Here is a 20,716-nt window from a genome sequence, read left to right as displayed (position 1 = left end):
CCCCAACGGGAAGTGAGGTCCGCCCTCGCAAAGATCCGATCAGGCGACCGGAACGATGTTCACGACCTTGCGGCCACGGTGCGTGCCGAACTGCACCGCACCGGGCTGCAGCGCGAACAGGGTGTCGTCGCCACCGCGACCGACGCCCGCGCCCGGGTGGAAGTGGGTACCGCGCTGGCGGACCAGGATCTCACCGGCGAGAACGACCTGACCGCCGAAGCGCTTCACGCCGAGCCGCTGAGCATTGGAGTCGCGACCGTTCCGAGTGGACGATGCGCCCTTCTTGTGTGCCATGTCTCCTCAGTCCCTTACTTCGCAGCCGTGGGGATACCGGTGACCTTGATCGCCGTGTACTGCTGACGGTGACCCTGGCGGCGGCGGTAGCCGGTCTTGTTCTTGTAGCGAAGGATGTCGATCTTCGCGCCCTTGTGGTGGTCCACGACCTCGGCCGTGACCTTGATACCGGCCAGCACCCACGGGTCGCTGGTCACGGCGTCGCCGTCGACAACGAGCAGGGTCGAGAGCTCGACCGTGTCGCCAACCTTGGCAGTGGGAATCTTGTCAACCTCAACGATGTCGTCAACAGCAACCTTGTGCTGACGACCACCGCTGCGCACGATGGCGTACACGCGGATCTCACTCTCGCTCGGAACGGATCCCCTGATGCCAGCAGCTCGCACAGGCCGAAGCCTGCGACGATCCGGAAGGATGAGCGGCCTCTCCCGACCGGAAGAACCATCGGGAGGGAGTTGCTCAGGGGTGGGCGTGCATGGAAACACACCGAGGGTCAAGGTTACGGGGCCCGGCTTGAGGGGTCAAACCGGGTAGGCGCCATGAATCCCTGGTGGATGTCCGCCGTGGCCTGTTGAATGTGCGCTCGTGTCCCTGCGCTCCCTGATCACCATGCCTCGCATGCTCCGCCACGGCTCGGCCGTGGGCGCTGATCTGCCGCCCGACGAGGCCGTCACCGTCGATGCCGTCGCCGACCCCGCCCTACGGGCCGCTCTGAGCGCCGCCGCAGCCGGCGACGCCACTCCGGCCCGCGAGCTGCTGGCCGGGACCCGGCTCGGCGCCCAGTGGGAGCGCCGCAGTGTGTGCGTCTCCGAGCTGGCCGAGTGCGCGCTGCACAGCCCGGGCTGGCTGGAGGGCTGGCTGACCGCTTCGCCCGAGGACCCGGACGCGGTGCTGGTGAAGGCGGATCTCCGTATCCAGCAGGCCTGGGAGATACGTACCGGCTACCGCGCCAGGCATGTGTCCGAGGACCAGTTCCGGGCCTTCTTCACGCTCCTCGAGGATGCCGTTCCGGTGATCGCCGCCGCGGCCCAGCTCAACCCGACCGACCCGGTGCCGTGGGAGGTCGCGCTCACGCACGCACGCGGCATCCAGGCGCCCCGGGATGTGTTCGACGCGTACTGGGCGGAGGCCGTGGCCAGGGCCCCGCACCACTACGGCTGCCATGCCACCGCGCTGCAGTACCTGTGCGACAAGTGGTACGGCTCGCACGAGGAGATGTTCGCCTTCGCCGAGCAGGCCGCCGAAGGGGCGCTGCCCGGCTCGAAGCTGCACGCGCTGCCGCTGATGGCCGCAGTGGAGTACGAGGTCGTCTCCGACGACTCCGTCGAGGACGGCCCGATCGACCGCGCCCGGGTCGAGGCGGCGGTCGCCCGCGCGCTGGAGCTCTCCAGCTGGTACGAGCCGGGAGACCCCGACGCCGCGGGCTTCCGCAATCACCTGGCCCTGATGCTGATCTTCGCCGAGCGCTGGAACGAGGCATTGGATGTCTTCCGGGCGATCGGCGTGCACGCGCGCAGCTTCCCGTGGGGGTACGTCGGCGACAGCCGCAAGGAATTCCTGGAGTTCCGCCTGGGCGTACGGATGCAGGTCGCGTCGCAGACCCCGTTCTTCGGCCACCCGCCGCAGCCCGCGACCCCGGCGGCCGCCCTCCCCTCCGTCCCGGCGCCGCGCTCGCTCGCGATAGCCGCGGCCCCGCCGCACGAGGTCGCCGAGGCGGCGCTGATGTGCGGCGTCTCGCTGCGGATCGCGCCCACCCCCTCGCCGTTCCGGATGAGCTACGTCGAGCTCGTCCCCGACCCGTCCCCCGGCAGGCGCGCGACCCTCGCGGCCGGTGAGGAACTGCTGACGGCCGCCGCGGACAACTTCACCACCGGGGAGAAGTGGCCCGCCCTGGTGCTGCGCCGCACCGCCGACCGCTGCGGCTTCACCCTCTTCCACAGGGGCAAGGCACGCGCCTCGCATCTGTGGGACCCGTCCGCCCCGGTCACCGACCACGCCGAGGCCACGGCCACGGCACAGGCCCTCGCCGCGATCTTCCCGGTGCCGGACCATCGCCCGCTGGTCACGCTGCTGCGGGGCACGAACGACCCGGCCCGCCGCCAGTCGGAGCTGGTCACGGCGCTCAGGCTGCCGCCGGTCCCGGACTGCTTCGGCGAGCGCGACGAGATCCTGGCCGGGCTTGACGGTGCCCAACTCCTCGCCCGGCGAGGGGTGTTGAAGGGCATCCGCGACACCATGTCGACGGACCTGGGCACTCCGGCCCTGCCGATCCCTCGGCCGCGGCGCTGGTGGGTGCTGCGGATCGTGGCCCTGGTGATCCTGGTCCCGGCGGGGGTGTACGGCTGGCTGTCCCCGGAGGTGAGCTGGTACCGCACGATCCTGCCGACTGCGGCGTCCCTCTTCTACGCGGCCCAGTTGAGGACGGCCTGGGCCCAACGGCGCTGAGCCGTTGGCCGTGGTCGCCGCCCTCGGGGCGGTGGCGGCTACACCAATTCCGCCAAAGACGCAGCAACGAGATCCTGGATATCGGGAAAATCGCCGGAACTCAATATGTGCTGGAACGTCTCCACAGCCCGCGCGCGCAATGCAGGATCAAATGTTGCGCACATGAGAATTAGGTCCACGCAACTCGAATTACCCTCGACGTCGAGCATCGTGAGGTAGACGTCAAACCCCTCCGCAATTTCCCGCATGCAATCCGACCAGCTGACGGGGCCTACCGATGCGAGGTCGACATGATCATCGTAGCCTCCGGATATCTGGGCGAGGAGGTCGATGATGTAACCCTTGGCAAGGCGGGTGGAAACCCCGAGCCCCGCCACCAGGGACGCGGCAACCGCCACAGAGGACTGGGAAAGGCGTCCCTGTACCAGGGTCACGTTGTCGATCGCCCAGTAGGCCGCGTCCGCCTCGTCGTCCGAATCCGCCCGGACGAGCGACCGGATCGCATCGGGGAGAGTCGTCGAACTGCCGCGGAAAGAGCGCAGACTGTCCCACGCATGCTTCGACATCTCATCGTCCAGCACATTTCGAGCAGAACTGTCCACGCCGTATCTCCGAGTCATCAGATGCTTGCGAGCGTGGTGCGCCCGGACTGAGCCGGACGCACCACGCTCGATTGTTACAGATCAGTCGAACAGCCTGAGGACATCCGACTCAAATGTGGTGCCCGGTTCGACAAACGAGTCCTTACCGAAGCGAGCCTCACAGAACAAGCACACGGGTTGCTGTTCCAGGAACTTGTTCTTGCGAGTGAGAACGGCGCTGGTGAACCGGATCTTACTGGCGTCACCGCCCAACGCATTGACGACGCATACCTCCGCGCAGCCTGCTCTGGACGAAGCACCCGCCGCATACTGGCCGGTCTCGGTGTTGTACCCGGCAGTCACGGTCGTGGGCCGCTTCTTCTGCGACAGCTTGCTCATCTCTCCCGCAAAGCTGTCACGTGCCTCGACGGCGGCGGCCTGGAGCTCGTCCTCCGACAGACCCGACCCGTCGAGTGGTCCCGTGGTCTCGCAGTTGTGCACCAGAACCGGAGTTGCACCCGCCAGCACGTGGTACGTGTGGATGCCTGTGACGGTTAGGTCATGGGTACGCCGGCGCTTCTCGAAGTAGCGAGTGCCTTCGAGTGTCACCGTGTCGCCGTCAGGGGTGCGCAGCGTCATGCCGGGCCTGAGATCGCCCGCCTTGATCCACTCGCCCTCGGACTCCACCCAGAACGGGTGCGTCGTCGTGGCGATGAGCGCCGCCGACTTACCCGACTTGCCCTCGATGGTGAGGTCGACGAACGCCTTGTCGTCCTCTGTGACGATGGTGCCGGCAACCTCTCGGACGGTCGTCACACCGGTCTCGGGGTCAGTCACCGTGACCTTGTCACCGAGCCTGACGTCCTCGATCGGCTTGCTCGTACCGTCGGCCAGGAGCACCTTCGTGCCGGGCAGGAAGGAGTGACACTCCTTCTTGCTTTTCTTGAGGGCCTCCGCAGCCTTCTTCTTGGCTGCGGCCAATGCGTCCTTCGCCTTGGCCAGCCCGTCCTTCGCCTTGGACACGGCCTTGTTGGCCTTGTACAGATCCTTGGCACCACCGATGAGGTCGCCCACGAGGCCGACCACTCGCTTCGCGAGCCTGGCGCCCTTCGCCCAGTTCCACGGAGCGCCGTACTTGGCGAGGATCTTGCCGGCGAGACCGCCGGCGAAGCTGCCCGCGATGTTCAGCACCGTCTCGCCGCAGGCGCCCATGTCGCCACTGGAGAAGCAGTCCAGCGCGGCGTCGATGCCGAGGATGTCCCGGACGATCTTGACAAGCGCCTTGCCCGCCGACTTGATGCGCTGCTTGGCAGCGGACTGCTGCTGCTCCGCGCCCGCGACCGCGCCGGCGGCCTCGTCGGCGTTCTTCTGGGCACCCTTGACGGGGTCGGACTTGCCGCCGGTGACGGGCAAGCCACCCCGGCACTCGATGAGGCCCTGCATGCACTCCGGGATGGCCATGCCGCTCGGGTCGGCATGGGTGACGGGGCTGTTGTTGGCGTAGGCGTAGCCGTTGATCTGTTGCGGCTGCGTGTGATCGATGACCGGGTCGACGGAAATGAACTTTCCGATTACCGCGTCGTACTCCCGCGCCCCCAGGTGGGTCAGGCCGGTCGACTTGTCGATTGTCCCGCCGACAAAGCCCTTCTCCCCCGGCCAGTTTCCGATCGCCTCGCTGCGCTCGACCCCGTACGGGTCGAAGCGGCGCTGCGATATCGCCCCGGTGGCGGCGTCGATGGCAAGTTCGCCGGTCCCGTGGTGGTCGGAGGCGATGAAAGAGACCTTGCCGTCGTTGGTCCGGACGGCGACCGTCTGGCCGGCGTGCGCGTAGTGGCGGGTGGCTTCCTTCTTGGTGCCGTCGGCGGAGAGCTTCAGCTCCATGCCGGGCAGATACACCGTCGTGCCCGAAGGATCCTTGCGCTGAACCCGGTTGCCGGTCCCGTCGTAGAGGTAGGTGGTTTCGGAGCCGTCGGCCTCCTTCGCCTTGGCGAGCTTGCCGGCGTCGTTCCATTCGAGCGTCTGAGCGTCGCCACCGATGGTTCGCTTGGTGGTGTTGCCCACGCTGTCGTACTCGTACGTCGACTGCTTCGCGCCGGTCGGGGTGTCCTCCACGATCTTGGTGAGCTGGTGCGGACCGTCACCGGCCGCGCCTGCTCCGCCATAGGTGTAGGTGCGGGTGACGTTGTTGACCGGGTTGAGTCCTGTGTCGTGCGCCGTGTCGGACGTCCGGTTGCCGATCGCGTCGGTGACGTACGACTTCCAGTACGGCGCAGGTCCGCCGAGCGGAGTGGCGCCCGGGGCCGCTTCGCACGCCTTCGGCCCCTTGCCCTCGACCGGCGCGGCCGATACGAGGGTGCCGCTCCCGGACGCGTCGGCTGCGGTGGACGCCGGGCTCCACGCCTGCGCCAGCCGCTGCCGACTGTCGTAGCCGAAGCACTGGACGTCCGGCGCGGCGGCGTTCGCCGTGTCCGAGATGGATAGGACGTTGCCCGCGTGGTCGTAGGAGAAGTTCGACTCCTTCGCCGGAGCGGACGCGCCGTAGACGTCGACGACGGAGCGGGTCAGCCGGTCCGTGCCGGTCTCGTAGTCGAAGGTCTGCCAGACCTTCTTGCCGCTGCCGGTGGACAGTTCCAGCTGCTGGAGGTGGCTGTCCTTGGAGTACACCGTGTTGGTGACGTACGAGGTGGAGCCCGTCATCGATGTCGGACGCTGAAGCTCGTCGTACCCGTAAGCGAGAACCTCAGCAGGCAGGTCACCCGCTGCCGGCAGGCCGCTCGACTGCAGTGTGCCGTCACGGTTGTAGGCCGAGGTGAAGGTGTACGTGCCGGCGAGTCCGCCTTGCGACGCGGGCACCACATAGGCCGTCTTGAGTGGACGGTAGAAGTCGTCCAGTGACTGGACGACCGAGCCGAAGTACTCGGTTGCGGAAATGTAGCTGAGGGTGGCGTACGCCTGCCCGAGCCAACCCGCCTTGTCGTACCGGACCTCGGAGAGCTTCGTACCCGTGGTGGGATCGCCCTGCCACGTCGAGACCGTCCGGCCGAGCTTGTCGTAGACCGTGGAGACCTTCTTGCCTCGGCTGTCACTCACCGAGGTGGGGCGGTCGAGAGTGTCGTACGTGGTGGTTGACGTCCCCGTGTCCGGGTCGACGCTCTTGGTCTGGCGGCCGAGCTGGTCGTACTCGTACCGCCACTCGTTGCCCTTGGCGTCGGTGACCGTCTCCAGCTTGTTCTTGGGCGTGTACGTGTACTTGGTGACGTCGTAACCGGACAGCGGGTTCGGCGACGCTCCCCGGTAGTGCCAGATCTCCTTGGTGCTGCCCGCGGCATCGGCGACCGTCGTCGTCGGCACGCCGCCCGTCGGCGGGTCGACCGTGGTCCGCTCGCCGTCGTACGTGGTGGTCGTGCGCCACTGCTCGACGCCGGAGACCGCCATGATCTGCGCCTTGGGCCGGCCCAGACCGTCGTACTCCATGAGGCTCTGCGCGCCCACCTCACCGTTGTGGACAATCAGCAGCTCGTCGGACGGCGCACCCGCCGCGTTGTACGTCGCGTTGGTCTTCTTGACCTTGCCCGTGCCGTCGTAGAACGAGTCGGCGACCATACGCGTGCCGCCGGACCCCTCGGTCTGCATCTGGCGCGGCCGCAGCAGACCGTCGTAGAGCTGGTACTCCGAACCGTACGAGCCGTCGTTCTCGATCTTCTCCGTCTTGATCGCGACGACCTTGTCCCGGCGGACGTTGTACGAGTACTTGATGCTCGGCGTCTGCGTCTTCGCCCGGTCCGGAAGCCAGACCGAGGTCAGCCGGCCGAGGCCGTCGTAGGCCAGGTCGGTGCGCTTGCCGTTAGGGTCCGTCTGCCCGGCCGACATGCCCCAGGCCGGGGCATAGTCGGTCGTGGTGACATGCCCCAGCGCGTTGGTGTTCTTCGCCTGCGAGATCAGACCGTTGACGTCCGTGTAAGCCGTCTTGGTCTCCGCGGCGGACGCGTCCTTCTGCGAGAGCGGACGGCCGTAGGCGTCGTAGGTCGTGGTGCCGGTGACCTGGTACGTGCCGGTGGTGCCGTTGTGCGAGGTGAGGCGCTCCGTCGTGGTCGCGTCGCCCTTGGTCGGCGCCTCGCCGAATGCCTTGCCGTCATACGAGGTGCGCTCGTCGGCGTGGACCTGCGTCTTGCGGTCCGGGGTTGCCGAGCACTTCACGCCGACGGATTCACTGCGCGAGGGCAGGGAGAGGATGTTCTCCCCGACGTTGTCCGCGTACCAGGTGCGGGTGCAGGTGTCGTCGCTCGGAGTCGAGATGTCACCCTGGTCGTCGACCTCGGTGACGCGGCCGGTGCCGTTCGCCGTGTCGTACTTCGTCGTGGTCTTGGCCTCGCGCCAGCTGCCGTCCGACAGCAGGCTGAACCCGCGCTCCGTCTCCGACTTGACGATGGACGAACGCGTGGTGCCCCAGCTCTTGGTCTGGGTGCCGGTGTAGTGCTTCCACGGCGTGCTGATCGTCTTGGCGACGAGCTCGGAGCCGTCGTAGGTGGCCGCCTCCAGCTGGTGGCCGGTGAACTCCTCGGCGTCGGTGTACTCCGCGCCGGTGGAGTCGGCGACCTTCACCGAACGCGTGCCGCCGTCCGGGTCCTTGTCGCCGTCCATGCCCTGCAGGTACGTGTAGTCGACCCGCGAGGTCTGGTTGTCGGCGCTTCCGCTGGTGACCTTGACCTTGCCGTAGCCCTGCCAGCCGCCCCACGTGAGGTACTTGTCCTCCGTGATGCCGTCCGGCTTCGCCTTACGCCAGGCCGCGTTGCCCTGGTAGTCGTACCGGGTGACCAGGCTGTCGCCGCCGCCCGTACGGTCCGTCTCGACGATCTCCGCGACCACGTACTTGTGGAACCAGTCGGTGATCGGGTCGATGTAGCCGGGCGGCGCCCACTTGACGGGGTAGCAGCGCTTCGTCGACTCGCCCGGCTTCGGCAGGGAGTCCTTCGTGCAGTTCGTCGGCGCGTAGTTGACGTCCAACTGGGCGCCGGTTTCGCTCAGTACCGCCGCGAGCCGGAAGCGGTGGAACGGCGCGATGTTGTCGCCGATCGCGTCGACGCGGTTGACGAGCTGCTGGCCGTACAGCTCCAGCGTCGGGAGCTTCGCCGCCGTGCCGACCCGGCCCTCGTGGTCGATCTTCGACAGCCACAGCGTCTTGGAGTCGTCACCGTTGTCGGTGAACAGATGGGTGAAGGTCCACGCGTCCACGTCCTGGTAGGTCGTGGCGTCCTTGCGCATCTGCGTGGTGATGCCGGTCAGCCGCTTGGTCGTCCAGAACGTCTGCCCCACGGTGCACTTGGTGGCGGCCTTGCACTCCTGGTCGACCGGGGTGTCCGGCCAGTGGGCGGCGTTGGCCTTGGTCCGCTTGCTCTCCGCGCAGTCGAAGTCCGCGGTGGGCAGGCAGCGCTCGTCGGTGTTGAACACCACGCGCGCCGGGGCCTTGGCCGCGTAGACCTGGCCGTCGCGCTGACCGTAGTCGACCCGCTTCAGATAGCCGCCGCGGTGGTACGCGGTGCCGTTGACGTCCGTCTTGCCGTTGAGCGCGTAGTAGTTCGTCTCGGGGGCGTAGTAGTAGGACATCACGTTGCCGTGGGTGTCCTTGACGTAGTCGAGGCTCCAGCGCCAGGCCTGCTTGCAGTGGGCGCTGGTGAACGTGGCGTTGTAGCAGGGCTCGCCCGAGTCGTCACCGAAGACGGGGGCCGTCCAGGTGGAGTCGGTCACCTCGTTTCCGGAGGCCCAGCCCGGCAGTCGGTTGAGACCGAAGTAGTACTCGGTGCCGTCCGACGTGGTGACGCGCCAGTGCTCGCCGTCGTTGTCGCCGTTCGTCGCACCGGTCAGCTTGTCGACCTTGGTGCCGTCGTCGGACGAGAATTTCCACTCGCCGGTGGCGTCATCCTTGATGAGCTCACTCGAGGTTCCGTTCAGCAGAATGGTGGCGTTGTCGAACGCCCAGCACTGCTCACCGGACCCGGAGTGGCCGTCGTCGGAGCACGGCTTGTAGCGGCGCTCGATGTAGCCGGGGTCGTACGAGAAGCCCTCACCGATCCAGGAGCCCTGGTTGTTGGTCGCGGAGGTGCGGCCGTCGGCGGACTGGGACGAGTAGCCGAGCCCGACGCTGGGCGTCAGACCGCCCGGCGTGGGGACGGAGCGCAGCGGATAGTTCCAGCTGAAGCCGCCCGAGGAGTTGGCGACACTCCAACTCGCCGACGGGGACAGGGGCGTCGCCTTGTAGGTGCCCTGGGCGGAGGACGGACCTGCCGCGAGCGCGACGAGCGAGGTGCTCTGGACCGCCATGGTCGAGGGCCCGGAGGGCGCCGGTGCCGCGGTGACGTCGGCCGAGACCGTACGGTCCTCGGCGTTGTTCACCGTGGCCAGCGGCTTGGGCAGCTCAGGGCAGGCCTTGCTGCCGGGCTGGGCGACGACCGCGCAAGCAGGAAGCTGGACGAGGTGCAGCCGCGCGCCGTAGTCGCCGCCGTAGCCCTCGGCGAAGGCGGAGTAGCCGACGTTGAGACGGACCTTGGCGGCCTGTGTCTTGTCGTCGGCTCGCTCTACGCGCAGCAGTGCGCCCGCGCCCAGTGCGGCGGCGCGCTTCGGGTCCAGGACGTCGACCTTGACCTTGTCGGGCAGCGGAGCCGCGTTCTTGGCCGCCGACCGGTTCTTCGTGGCCTGGGCCTTCGCAGCCGGGGCCTTGGCCGCGGTGACCGCCACCGGCAGTCCGCCTACCTTCACCTCGGTCGGTGACTTGGCAGCTACGGGGATCTCCGCGCTGGCGCCCTTGGGCCAGGTCGCCTTGTCCAGCTGCTTGACCGCGGCCTTCTTGGCCCGGTCGGCCGGGCGCGCCTTGGCCTTGGCGTTCCTGCCCTTCACAGGGTCGCCGAAGTCCTGGACCCCAGGCCTTCCCCGACCCTTTTCATCGGCGTACGCGACAGCCTCGACCGAGGACCCGGTCAGGGCCAACGACAGGACCATCACGACCGAACTGAGCAAACGTCTGGGTATGCACCGGTTCAACAACCGGCCCCGATAGGACATCACGTGACTCCGCACTCGAAGTGGGCAATGAAAACCGAAAAAGAGAGGCGGGTGTGCCGGCCCCCGCGCGGGGGCCGGCACACCCGTGGTGCGACTTACATGTCCGGCAGTGCCATCGGGTTGGCCATCTGCAGGATCGCTGTCTTGTCGGCCGCTCCGCTGTAGACACGGACCTCGTCGATCGCGCCGGCGAAGTACTCGCTGCCGCCGCCGAGTGCCGAACGACCCACCTGCAGGCCGCCGGTGGCACCCCAGAGGGTGTCCTCTGTGCCGTGCGCGGTGGCGGCGAGCATTCCGTTGACGTACAGCCGGATCTCGTTGGCGAAGGCGTCGTAGACCACGGCCAGGTGCTGGCCGGCCACGTCGGTGTCCGGGAGTTCCTGGTCGTCGTGGAAGACCGCCGCACTGGAGGTGGCCGAGTCGGAGGTGGCGACGGCCAGCTCCCACATCGACGGAGTCTCGGCGTCCGGCGCGGGCCGGTAGCGGACCGCGAGGCGGTTCGCGGCCGTGCCGGGCAGCGAGAGCACCGTCTGTGCCTTGACCGGGTCGAGCGAGGTGAGCTGGGCGCGCGCGGTCACGGTGAAGCTGGCGGCTCCGGTGACCGGGGCGGTGGCGGTGGACGCGTAGTCCCCGTCACCGTCCAGCAGCAGGTGGCCTGCTCCGACCATCGGGAACGGATCCTCCGACAGCGGATCGGTGGGCGCGGTGTGGATCTTCGCGTTGCCCGCCAGGCCGAGAACCGGCCCGTTGCCGGTCTCCGCGGAGGTCCGGTTCGTCTCCGCGTCAAGCTGCCAGTAGCCCTTGCGGTCCGGCTTGACCGTCATGAGCTCCGCGACCTGCGCCGCGGGCAGCACCCGGTCGAAGACCCGGACCTCGGCGAGGTCACCGACGAAGTTGTCCCGGTAGCCGCTCTTGGCCGTGGAGCGGCCGATCTGGAGCGGACCGTACGACTTCCACACCGAGCGCCGCTGGGCGACGCCCTTGGAGTCCTTGTTGATGTACAGCCGCAGCTCGCTCTTCTGCGCGTCGTACACGCCGGTCAGCAGGACCCACTGGTCCTTGACCACGGAGATTCCGGTGGACACGGCCTTCCACTTGCCGAGCGAGTCGACGTCGGTGACCGGTACGGAGAACGACCAGGTGCCGACCGTGTGGTCGTAGCCGAGGGTGAAGCCGGGCTCACCGGTGCCGTCCTGGCTCACGATCGTCATGTCACGGTCGAGGGCCGTCGGACGGACCCAGGCGCTGACGCTGAAGCTCTTCGAGGAGTCGAGCACCGTCTCGTTGGCGTCGGCGAAGGCGTTGCCGGAGCCGTCGAAGCGAGCGGCCGAGTCGGCCTTTCCGCCGGGGCCTTCGACGCCGAAGCCGACGCCGGTGCCGGCATCCGCCGAGAACTCGCCTGTCTCGTCGTGGGCTTCGGTGCTGCCCGCACCGTCGGCGAAGTTCCACTGGCCTGCGACCGGCGTGCCCTCGGTCACCAGGAACTCGTAGTGCGCCTTGGTGCTGGGGTTCTCGGCCTTGTCGACCGCGATGACATCCACCCAGTGGCGGCCGGAGCGCGTCGGCATCCAGTTCACCGAGGCGGGGCCGCCGGCCGTCGCGGCGTTGATGGTGGTGGCCGGGGTGGCCGTGCTGTCGAACGCGTACCGGTACTTCACGACATCGGTGTCCGGCACCGAGTCATTGGGGTTCGGCGAGAAGGTGAAGGTGCCGTAGGTACCCACACCGTCGTGGTAGACGGTGTCGGACGGGTACTGCTTGGAGAGCACATTCGGCTTGCCGGGGAGCGTCTTGTCGTACATGAACTCGCAGCGAGTGGTGTCGCCGTCATAGCTCCATGGGCCGTAGCCGTCACCGTCGTACGCCCGCGCGCTCCAGTAGATGACCGTGTTCTGCGGGATCGTCGACTTCACCGTGTGGGTGAACTTGGTGTTGGGGGTCGGCGCCAGCCAGGAGGGAGTGAGATACGTGTAGCTCTTCGCCTCCTTGGAGACCGGGTCCGTCCACTCCACCTTGAACTCGACCTTGACCTTGTCGGTCTGGCCGTTCGCGTGGTCGGGGTCGCTCGCCACGGCCTGCAGCTTCGGCGGCACCTCGGCGTACGGCCGGCCGGCGCCCGTGTCGCAGATACCACCCGGGTCGCTGGACAGCGTGGTGATCTTCCGCGGCAGGTTGTTGTAGCTGATCGACAGGTACGCGTTGCCGCAGATCCGCTTCCACTCCGCGAACCGGCTCTCGTCGGCGGCGCGCAGACCCAGCGTCATCGACGACCAGCCTTCGTTCGCCGCGGTCCGCACCTCGCTGGTGAGCTCACCGGTGGAGCCGCTCTCGAAGTGCAGGTTCGCCTGGCTGGAGCAGGACGTCGGCGAGATGGCCTTGTCGACGGTCCCGATGTGGTCCGTCCAGTCGTCCTGGGTGTTGGACCAGTTGCTTGAGGAGGTGATGGTGTAGTTCTTGCCGCCGATCCGGTACAGCCGGATGGGCTCGGCGGTCGGGGACGCGCTGTAGATGTGCGCGACGCGGGCGGAGAAGCTCGCGCCCAGGATCTGCTTCCCCTTGTAGAACGACACCGGCATGGTGAAGAGCAGACGCCGTACGCCGACACCGTTGCAGGAGACCGGGTTGTAGTCGGTCGGGCACTTGCCGACGCCGGCGCTGTCGGAGTACTTCCAGTCCTGCTCGGTCGGCATGCCGGACATTACGCCGGTCCAGGCCGTACGCGAAGTGGTGCGCTGGATGGGGTCGATGACGACCGGGAAGACGGTGTCCTTCGCCTTGAGCAGCTTCTGGTCGGGGACGAGCGACAGCTTGCCCTTGCCCAGTTCGATGCCCAGCGAGGCGGTCTTGCCGCCACCGCCCGGGCCGGCCAGGGCGGGCGCCGGTGCGACCGACGGAGCCGGCTCGGCAGCGGCGGCGGACGCGGACAGCGCCTTGGAGACCGCCTTGGGGCCCTGGGGCTTGGCCGCGGCCTCCTTCACGGCGGCCGAGTCCCACATGGCCGGCTTGCCGGCCTCGAAGACGGTGCCGCCCACCGCGGCGTCCTCGGCCTTCAGGGCGCCGGAGGCGTCCTCCTTGATCTTGAGGCCGTCGGCCTTCAGCCCCAGGTCCAGCCTGGCCAGCTTCGGGTTGGCCGCGGCTTCTGGGGTCTTGACGACCAGCAGGTGGCCGAATCCGTCCGCCTCGGCCCGGACCGTCAGGTCGACGCCGGGCAGCGCGTCCACATAGGTGGCCGTCTCCCCCTTGAGCACCGGAGCCGACAGCTTGCCGTACGGCCAGGTCAGGGAGAGCTCGCGGCCCGCCTGGTTCATGGTGACGAACGGCTTGCCGGCCTGGCCCCCGGAGAACGACAGGGCCACGGCGGCCGCCTTCGGCCCCACGCTGCCGTCCGACCGCTTCACCAGGGTCTTGTCGATGTCGACCCACTTGCCCGCCTGGACGGTGCGGATGGGATCTGTGTACTCACGGGCCGTGAAGGTGCCGTTGGGCTCGGCGAAGATCTCCCGGCGCGCGGTGCGCATCCCGAGGACTTCGACCTTCTTACCGCTCTTCTTCGCCGCCGCGAGTGCCTGGTTCTCCGTCTGCACCGGCTTGCCGGAAGCGACCGATGTCTGCTCGGGCTCCTTGGCCTCGGAGTTGCCCGGCAGGGCCGTGAAGCCACCGGTCAGCACGGCGCCCGCTGCCACAGCGGCCACAGCGCCACGCAGCACGAGGCTGCGCCGTATTCGTCTGGACACGCGTCTACTCTCCATGTCGCTCATCAACGGACCGCCGCTCCGAACGCGACGTCACCCGCGGGGATTCCGGCCTCGCCGGGCTTCCAGGTCTGTGTGGGGGCGCCGCCGGACGCCACGTTCCACGGGAATCCGTAGACCGCGTGGCCGTCGGCGGGGCCATAGGGCATGCCCACGTACAGCAATGACGGGCTGCTCGCCAGGCTCATCCCGGCGAGCTGCCGGGGGGCGGGCTGGGACGGAATCCCGTAGCCCGGGTCGATCCAGTTGTCGGACGCGCCGACGGCGCCGACCAGCGGGAAGATCTGCACCCCGCCCTTTTCCGGGTGCTCCTCCGCGGACTCCTCGCCGGGCACGCCGACCGCAAGCCGCGTCGTGGTGGCGGAAGCGACCGTGTTCGGCGACGAGTTGGCCGCGGCCACCCGCTGTCCGAAGAAGTCGCCGGCCTCGGCCTCCTCGTCCACACCTTCGACGTTCTGGTCGATCCACGCGGTCTGCGTGAAGCTCCCCGACGCCGTGACCCGGAACACCTGGACGGCGCCCGCGTCGACGGTGGTGGACAGGTCCTCGCCCGGAACGCCGACCGCGAGCAGGGACTCCGTAGTCGAGGTGGCGCCGGAGGGACGGTACGGAACCATCGCGAGCGATGTACCGAAGCCGTCGCCGACCTCCTCGGCGCCCTGGACGGCGTCCTGGTCCTGGCCCAGTCCGACCAGCGGCTTCGGATAGCCGGACACGAGGGTGTGGCTGAAGACCGCGACGCCTCCGGCGAAGGTCGTCGTGCCGAGCGCCTCGCCCGGCGTACCGACGGCGAAGTGGGTGGGCGTCGCGGCGAGTGACGCACCGAACCGGTCGTCGATTTCCGCCACACCCGGCACCGCTCCGCCGGCCTCGGTGTCCTGGTGGTTCCCGACGACGGTCTGCGCGGTGCCGGAGACGTAGAAGAACGCCCCGGCGTCCTCGACCGTGCCGATCGACTCGCCCGGAGAGCCGATCAGCAGATACGGCGTGCCGGCGGACGACTTGCCCGCGGCCAGCGCGTAACCGGTCCAGTCTCCGGCCTCGGCGGAGCCACCGAGCGTCGCGGTCTCGCCCTGGATGTGCTCCTTGACGGCCTTGCCGCCGCCGATGCCGGTCGGGGAGCCGTAGACGATCTGCACCCCGCCCGCGTCGGCGTTGGTCGAGATGTCCTCATAGGGCATACCGACGGCGAGATCGCTGCAGCCGTCCGCGTCGGCGTCGTAGACGGCGAGCGCGTACCCGTACTGGTCGCCCGCCTCGGCGGCACCGGGCACTGAGGCCGTCTCCTGCGAGAGCTCCAGGGTGCCCTTGCCGCCGCCGTACACGACGCGGACGAGTCCGGCCCGCTGTACGCCCGCGACGGTCGCCTCGGGGTCCGCGATCGCGGTGTCGCGGACACCGTCACCGTTGAAGTCCGACTCCACGCCCGAGCAGCCGGCGGCGATGGCCGCCGCGGGCGGTGTCAGGGGCGTTCCGGGCCCGAAGAGCGCGAAGGCCGTCAGGACGACAGCACTCGCGCCGCCGGCGGTGCGCCGTCGAATCGCGCCCTGTGGCGGGCGCGTTGGACTGGTCACTGAGATGTTTCCCCTCTCATCTTTTACCTGCGCTGTCAGCGCACGAGCGCGCCGAACGCAACGTTCTCCGCCGGGATTCCGCCTTCGCCCGGCTTCCAGGTCTGGGTGGGCGCACCGCCGTTCGGCGTGTTCCACGCGAAGGCGTGAACGGCCCTTGCCTCGACGGGCCCGTAGGGAATGCCCACGTAGAGCGAGGTCGGGCTCGCGCCGAGGCCCATGCCGACGAGCGTGCGGGGAGCCCTGGGGGACGGAATGCCGTCGCCGGGTGCGATCCAGCTGTCGGCGGCGCCGGGCTCGCCGAGCATCGAGAACAGCTGTACGCCGCCCTCCTCCGGGAACTCCTCGGTGGACTCCTCGCCCGGTACTCCGACGGCGAGGCGCATGGTCGTGGCGGTACTGACCACGTTGGTCGCGGTGTTGACGGCCGCGAGTCGCTGCCCGAAGAAGTCGCCGGCTTCAGCCTCGCCCTCGACACCGGGCTGGTTCTGGTCGATCCACTTGAGCAGCGTGACGGTGCCGTCGGCCTTGATGTGGTAGAGGTGCACCGCACCCGCGTCGACCGTGGTCGACAGGTCCTCGCCGGGTACGCCCACGGCGAGCAGCGAGTCGGTCGTGGTGGCCGCGCCGGCGGGCCGGTACGGCGCCATCGCCAGCGATGTGCCGTAGCGGTCGTCGACCTGGGCGGCGATGTCGGGCCCGGGAGTGCGTCCCTGCCCCATGCCGAACAGCGGGTCGGGAACTCCGAGGGAGTTGATGGACGGGCGGAACGCGATGACACCGCCCGCGGACTCCACGGCTCCGATCGACTCGCCGGGGGCGCCGACCACGAAATGCCGGTCGGTGGCGGAGATGGACGCCCCAAACTGGTCGTACGCCTCGGCGTCCTCCCAGACACCGGTGGTGTCCTGGGAGGCGTTCGCCACGTCGTACGCGGTGCCGTAGACGTAGTGGATCATCCCCATGTCGACGCCGCCCGCGCCGTCCTCGCCGGGGACCCCGATCACCAGGAAGGGGAAGCCGGTCGCGGACTTGCCCGCGGCGACGGCGTATCCGACCCAGTCCTCGGCCTCGTGGCCGCCGCCGAGCTTGCCGTCGGAGCCCTGCCGGAAGCCGTAGCTCCCCTGGCCGCCCGAGGCGACGCCGGCCGGCGAGCCGTAGATGAGGTGGACCAGGCCGGCGTCCTTGATGGTGTTGCCGACCAAGTTGATGTCCTCGTACGGGATGCCCACGGCGATGTCGCTGCAGCCGTCGAGATTGGCGTCGTACACGGCGAACGAGAAGCCGAACTGGTCGCCGGTCTCGGCTCCGTCGGAGACCTCGGGCGAGTCCTGCGACAGTTCGAAGGTGCCCTTGCCGCCGCCGTACACAATGCGGATGAGCCCTGCCCGCTGCTTCCCGGAGACGGTGGCCTCCGGGTCGGCGATGGCGATATCGCGGATTCCGTCGCCGTTGAAGTCGGACTGTGCCCCGGCACAGGCCGTGGCCGCCACCGCCTGCGGCGTCACTGCCGCTCCCTGCCCCAGCACGGAGAAGACGGCCGCCAGAGCGACGGCCATCACCCCCCGGCCCGTACGTGTACCGACCCGCGGCATCGTTTCCCCCACACTCCGTCCGCGCCGGACTGTGAGAAGCCGGCGGGAACCCCAGATAGCTGACTGAGGCGTCACCGGACGGCGTCGCCCGGAAAACCCCCCGCCTCCGGGCAGTTGTTGAGGAGAAGTTGTGTGGTGTCGTGCAGACCGACGACACGCTCGGCGCACACCGCGCCGAGGCACCCCCCGCTGCGCTTCCCCCACCCCGGACCTGACGTTCCCCAACCCCAACCAGCCCGTAGAAGCGGAGGAGGACTTTTCCATGTGTCATGAACCTGTACAAGAACACATGTCGGACATGATCGTTTCCACACGATCACAGATTGGTCACATTGCCTCCGCAGACATCACTGGTTCCTCACTCGGCGGGCCACGTATGCTCAGCCCGCCAAGCCCCGCGTGAAAGGCAGCACAGTGAGCTACAGGGTCCAGCCCACCGCCCAGGTCGACGAGACCGCCGAGATCGGCGCCGGGAGCAGCGTCTGGGAGCTCGCCCAGATCCGTGAGGGCGCGCGGCTCGGCGAGGGCTGTGTAGTGGGGCGGGGTGCCTACGTCGGCACCGGCGTCACGATGGGCGACAACTGCAAGCTGCAGAACTACGCGCTGGTCTATGAGCCCGCCGAGCTCGGCGACGGTGTCTTCATCGGTCCCGCCGTGGTGCTCACCAACGACCACAACCCGCGTTCCGTCGACCCCGAGGGCAAGCAGAAGCGCGGTGGCGACTGGGAGGCCGTGGGCGTGAAGATCGCCGACGGTGCCTCGATCGGCGCACGTTCGGTGTGTGTCGCCCCGGTGCGGATCGGGCGCTGGTCCATGGTCGCGGCGGGCGCGGTCGTCACCAAGGACGTACCGGACTTCGCGCTGGTCGTCGGCGTGCCCGCCCGGCAGATCGGCTGGGTCGGCAAGGCCGGCGTCCGTCTGGTGGAGCGTGCGGACGAGTCCGGCGTGTGGGAGTGCCCGCAGACCGGCGCGGTGTATGTGGAGAAGGACGGCGTCCTCGACGACCGGAGCTGACACCCGTCCGGCTCCCCACCACCTTCCACCTCTCCTCCCACCCTCTCCTCGCCGCAGAGCCCGCCCCGGGCTTCGATACCCTGGGGCCCTGCGTCATGTTGTGCGAAGGGAACCAGATGAAAAGCCACGTGCTCTATCTCGCGCTCGGAACGTACCGGGTACGGGCAGCACGCGAGCATGTCAAGGAACTTGCGTCCTCCGGCTCGCAGGTCGTGCTGGTCGTCGCGGACTGTGAGGAGTGGGCGGAGACCGCCGCCGAACTCTCGCGCCTGGACGGCGTGGAAGTCGTACGGCTCTCCCTCGACAAGCACGGCTCGGCATGGCCTGCCGCGAAGAAGCTGGTCGGCGACAAGTCGGGGCCCTTCGCCACGGCAGAGCGCCTGATCGCCGGTGACGCACACGCACTGCCGACGGCCTGGGCGGCCATCCGGCGGCGGCCGGAGCTCACGCTCGAGCTGGAGCCCGCCAACACGGACGGTCACACCGCGGAGCCTTCGGACCTCGCCGTGATCACCCCCTGGTACCCCTCGCCGAACAACCCGTACGCCGGATCGTTCGTCCAGGCGATGACGGCAGCGGTGGCCGGCCAGTTCGACCGGGTCGCCGTCCTGCACACCGAGGACTGGTCGGGCCGGGCGCACCCCGCGCTGAACGACGCGATCAAGGTCACCGTGGACCGCCTCCAGGAGCGCTCGGACCTCATCCCCGTCGTGGAGTCCGCGGAGGGCACCGTCGTCCGGATCCCCGTGCCGCTCACCCACCGCAAGAACTACAACCCCTGGGTCGCCGCCCAGGAGAAGGCCCTGCTCCCCGCGCTGCCCACGGGCAAGATCGAGGCCTCCCTCGTCCACGCCCACACCGGCATCTACGGCGGTGTGCTGGCCCTGCACCTGGCCAGGCCCGACGCGCGCGTGGTCGTCACCGAGCACTCCTCGTTCCTCGACAAGGTATTCGCGCAGCCCGCCGCCCTGGAGCTGTACGGCGAGGTGCTGGAGCGGGCGGACGCGTTCCTGTGCGTCAGCTCCCGGCTGCGGGAGCAGATCGCCGCGGAGTTCCCGGCGTACGCGCACAAGCTCAGCGTCGTACCGAACATGATCGACTTCGGTCGCTTCACGCCTGGCCCGGAGCGCTCGGCCGAGCTGCTCAGCTGGCTGTACGTCGGCCGACTGATCAGGCCGAAGGGCGTCGACGAACTGCTCGAAGCCTTCGCTCTGGTGGCGAAGAAGGAGCCGCGGGCGACGCTCACCCTGGTCGGCCACGGCCCCCGCGAGGATGACCTCATCGCCCGCGCCGACGAGCTCGGCCTCGGCGACCGCGTCAGCATCCTGCCGCCCGTGTCCCCCGAGGACGTCAACGCGCTGATGCACAAGCACGATCTGCTCGTGCACGCGAGCAAGGGCGAGACGTTCGGTATGACGGTCGTGGAGGCCGTCGCCGCCGGCCTGCCCGTCCTCGCCACACGTAGCGGCGGCCCGCAGGAGAGCCTGGCCGGCATCGAGTCCAAGGCCGGCGCGTTCATGGACGTCAGCGAGGACCCCAGAGTCATCGCCGACGCCTACTGGCAGCTCAGGAAGGACGCGGCAGGGATCGATCTGTCGGCGGCCCGTGAGGTGCTGGAGAGCCGGTTCGGCACCGAGGCGGTGGCCAAGCAGCTCCTCTCGGTCTACGAGGGCACCCCGCTCCCCGCCGCCGCGGACGTGCCCCTCCCGGCCCAGGCCGAGCAGCCCGAACAGCCCGAACAGCCCGAGCAGCCTGCCGAGAGCGCCGCGACGGTCGCTCAGAAGCAGGACGAGAAGGCCCCTGAGAGCACCGAGCCGGTCGGCCGCGCGGTCATCCTCGCGCTGACGCCGCCCGGCAGGCCACGCCGCATCGTCGACTTCGCCAACTACCTGACCGAGGTGGGCGTCGAGGTCACGCTGGTCTCTGGCAGGGCGGACCAGTTCTGGCAGCGCGCACAGCTGGACTCCCGCGTCCCCGTGGTGAGCATCGAGGCCGCCGAGAAGAAGCTGCGCATCCCGCGCGGCGAGCGCTTCCTCGTCTACCGCGCCCCGCGCGCGGTGCTGCGCAAGGCCCGCAGGGTGGCCGCCCGTAACCGCAAGTCCATCACGCCCGAGCTCGCCGTCGCGTCCGTCCAGCGGGCTCACACCAGGGCCGCCAACGCCTTCCACAAGAAGATCTTCAACCGTGGATACCGGGAGATCCGGCCGCAGCTGCTGTCCCGTGTGGCCAAGCGCGCCGCCCTTCCGGAGCTGCGGCTCGACCTCGCCGACCATGTGTTCGTGAGCGACATCAACTCCACGGTGACGGGCTGGAAGTGGGCCAAGGCCCACCCGCACCTCACCGTCACCATGCACATGGACCGGGAGATCTACGCACCGAAGGACGAGAAAGACGAGTAGGCGCCGATG

At 68.8% G+C, this 20,716-nt stretch carries 10 protein-coding genes; 3 read left to right on the top strand and 7 right to left on the bottom strand.

The annotated features are described in order from the left end of the window. Positions 1-39 precede the first annotated feature (39 nt). Positions 40-294 (bottom strand): 50S ribosomal protein L27, encoded by a 255-nt coding sequence (gene rpmA, locus ACZ3H8_RS33665; RefSeq protein ID WP_307663554.1) that lies wholly within the window; start codon positions 292-294, stop codon positions 40-42. Between the two features lie 14 nt (positions 295-308). Then, positions 309-629, bottom strand: coding sequence for a 50S ribosomal protein L21 (rplU, locus tag ACZ3H8_RS33660; RefSeq protein WP_223774625.1), 321 nt, complete (start codon positions 627-629; stop codon positions 309-311). 283 nt (positions 630-912) lie between these two features. Between rplU and ACZ3H8_RS33655 the strand changes: the two genes are divergently transcribed. Further along, entirely contained in the window at positions 913-2,739 is a 1,827-nt protein-coding gene (locus ACZ3H8_RS33655) for a hypothetical protein (RefSeq protein ID WP_467408192.1), read from the top strand. Between the two features lie 38 nt (positions 2,740-2,777). Here ACZ3H8_RS33655 and ACZ3H8_RS33650 read toward each other — a convergent pair whose 3' ends face one another. From ACZ3H8_RS33650 to ACZ3H8_RS33630, 5 genes are all read right to left on the bottom strand, one after another. After that, positions 2,778-3,341, bottom strand: a complete 564-nt coding sequence (locus ACZ3H8_RS33650) for a hypothetical protein (protein ID WP_467408190.1) — start codon at positions 3,339-3,341, stop codon at positions 2,778-2,780. 81 nt (positions 3,342-3,422) lie between these two features. Beyond that, positions 3,423-10,331: a polymorphic toxin-type HINT domain-containing protein gene (locus ACZ3H8_RS33645; protein WP_467408189.1), complete on the bottom strand. Its 6,909-nt coding sequence runs from the start codon at positions 10,329-10,331 to the stop codon at positions 3,423-3,425. Between the two features lie 140 nt (positions 10,332-10,471). Continuing rightward, positions 10,472-14,110, bottom strand: coding sequence for a LamG domain-containing protein (locus tag ACZ3H8_RS33640; protein WP_467408187.1), 3,639 nt, complete (start codon positions 14,108-14,110; stop codon positions 10,472-10,474). A gap of 23 nt (positions 14,111-14,133) precedes the next feature. Then, the gene (locus tag ACZ3H8_RS33635; RefSeq protein WP_467408185.1) at positions 14,134-15,702 is read right to left on the bottom strand and encodes an FG-GAP repeat domain-containing protein; all 1,569 of its coding nucleotides are present in this window, start codon (positions 15,700-15,702) and stop codon (positions 14,134-14,136) included. 35 nt (positions 15,703-15,737) lie between these two features. Beyond that, positions 15,738-17,258 (bottom strand): FG-GAP repeat domain-containing protein, encoded by a 1,521-nt coding sequence (locus tag ACZ3H8_RS33630; RefSeq protein WP_467408183.1) that lies wholly within the window; start codon positions 17,256-17,258, stop codon positions 15,738-15,740. Positions 17,259-17,708: 450 nt separating this feature from the next. On the opposite strand from ACZ3H8_RS33630, the gene ACZ3H8_RS33625 reads away from it, so the two are divergent. Together ACZ3H8_RS33625 and ACZ3H8_RS33620 are read left to right on the top strand one after the other, a co-directional pair. Further along, positions 17,709-18,308 (top strand): acyltransferase, encoded by a 600-nt coding sequence (locus ACZ3H8_RS33625; protein WP_467408181.1) that lies wholly within the window; start codon positions 17,709-17,711, stop codon positions 18,306-18,308. A gap of 116 nt (positions 18,309-18,424) precedes the next feature. After that, entirely contained in the window at positions 18,425-20,707 is a 2,283-nt protein-coding gene (locus ACZ3H8_RS33620) for a glycosyltransferase family 4 protein (RefSeq protein WP_467408180.1), read from the top strand. The last annotated feature ends 9 nt before the right edge of the window (positions 20,708-20,716 follow it).

This window comes from Streptomyces sp. NPDC002868, assembly GCF_055563295.1.
This window is presented reverse-complemented; position numbering and strand designations above follow the sequence as displayed.

Coding starts and splice junctions, on each gene's coding strand:
- rpmA (WP_307663554.1), bottom strand. CDS start 294: ATGGCACACAAGAAGGGCGCATCGTCCACTCGGAACGGTCGCGACTCC.
- ACZ3H8_RS33655 (WP_467408192.1), top strand. CDS start 913: ATGCTCCGCCACGGCTCGGCCGTGGGCGCTGATCTGCCGCCCGACGAG.
- ACZ3H8_RS33630 (WP_467408183.1), bottom strand. CDS start 17,258: ATGGCCGTCGCTCTGGCGGCCGTCTTCTCCGTGCTGGGGCAGGGAGCG.
- ACZ3H8_RS33620 (WP_467408180.1), top strand. CDS start 18,425: ATGAAAAGCCACGTGCTCTATCTCGCGCTCGGAACGTACCGGGTACGG.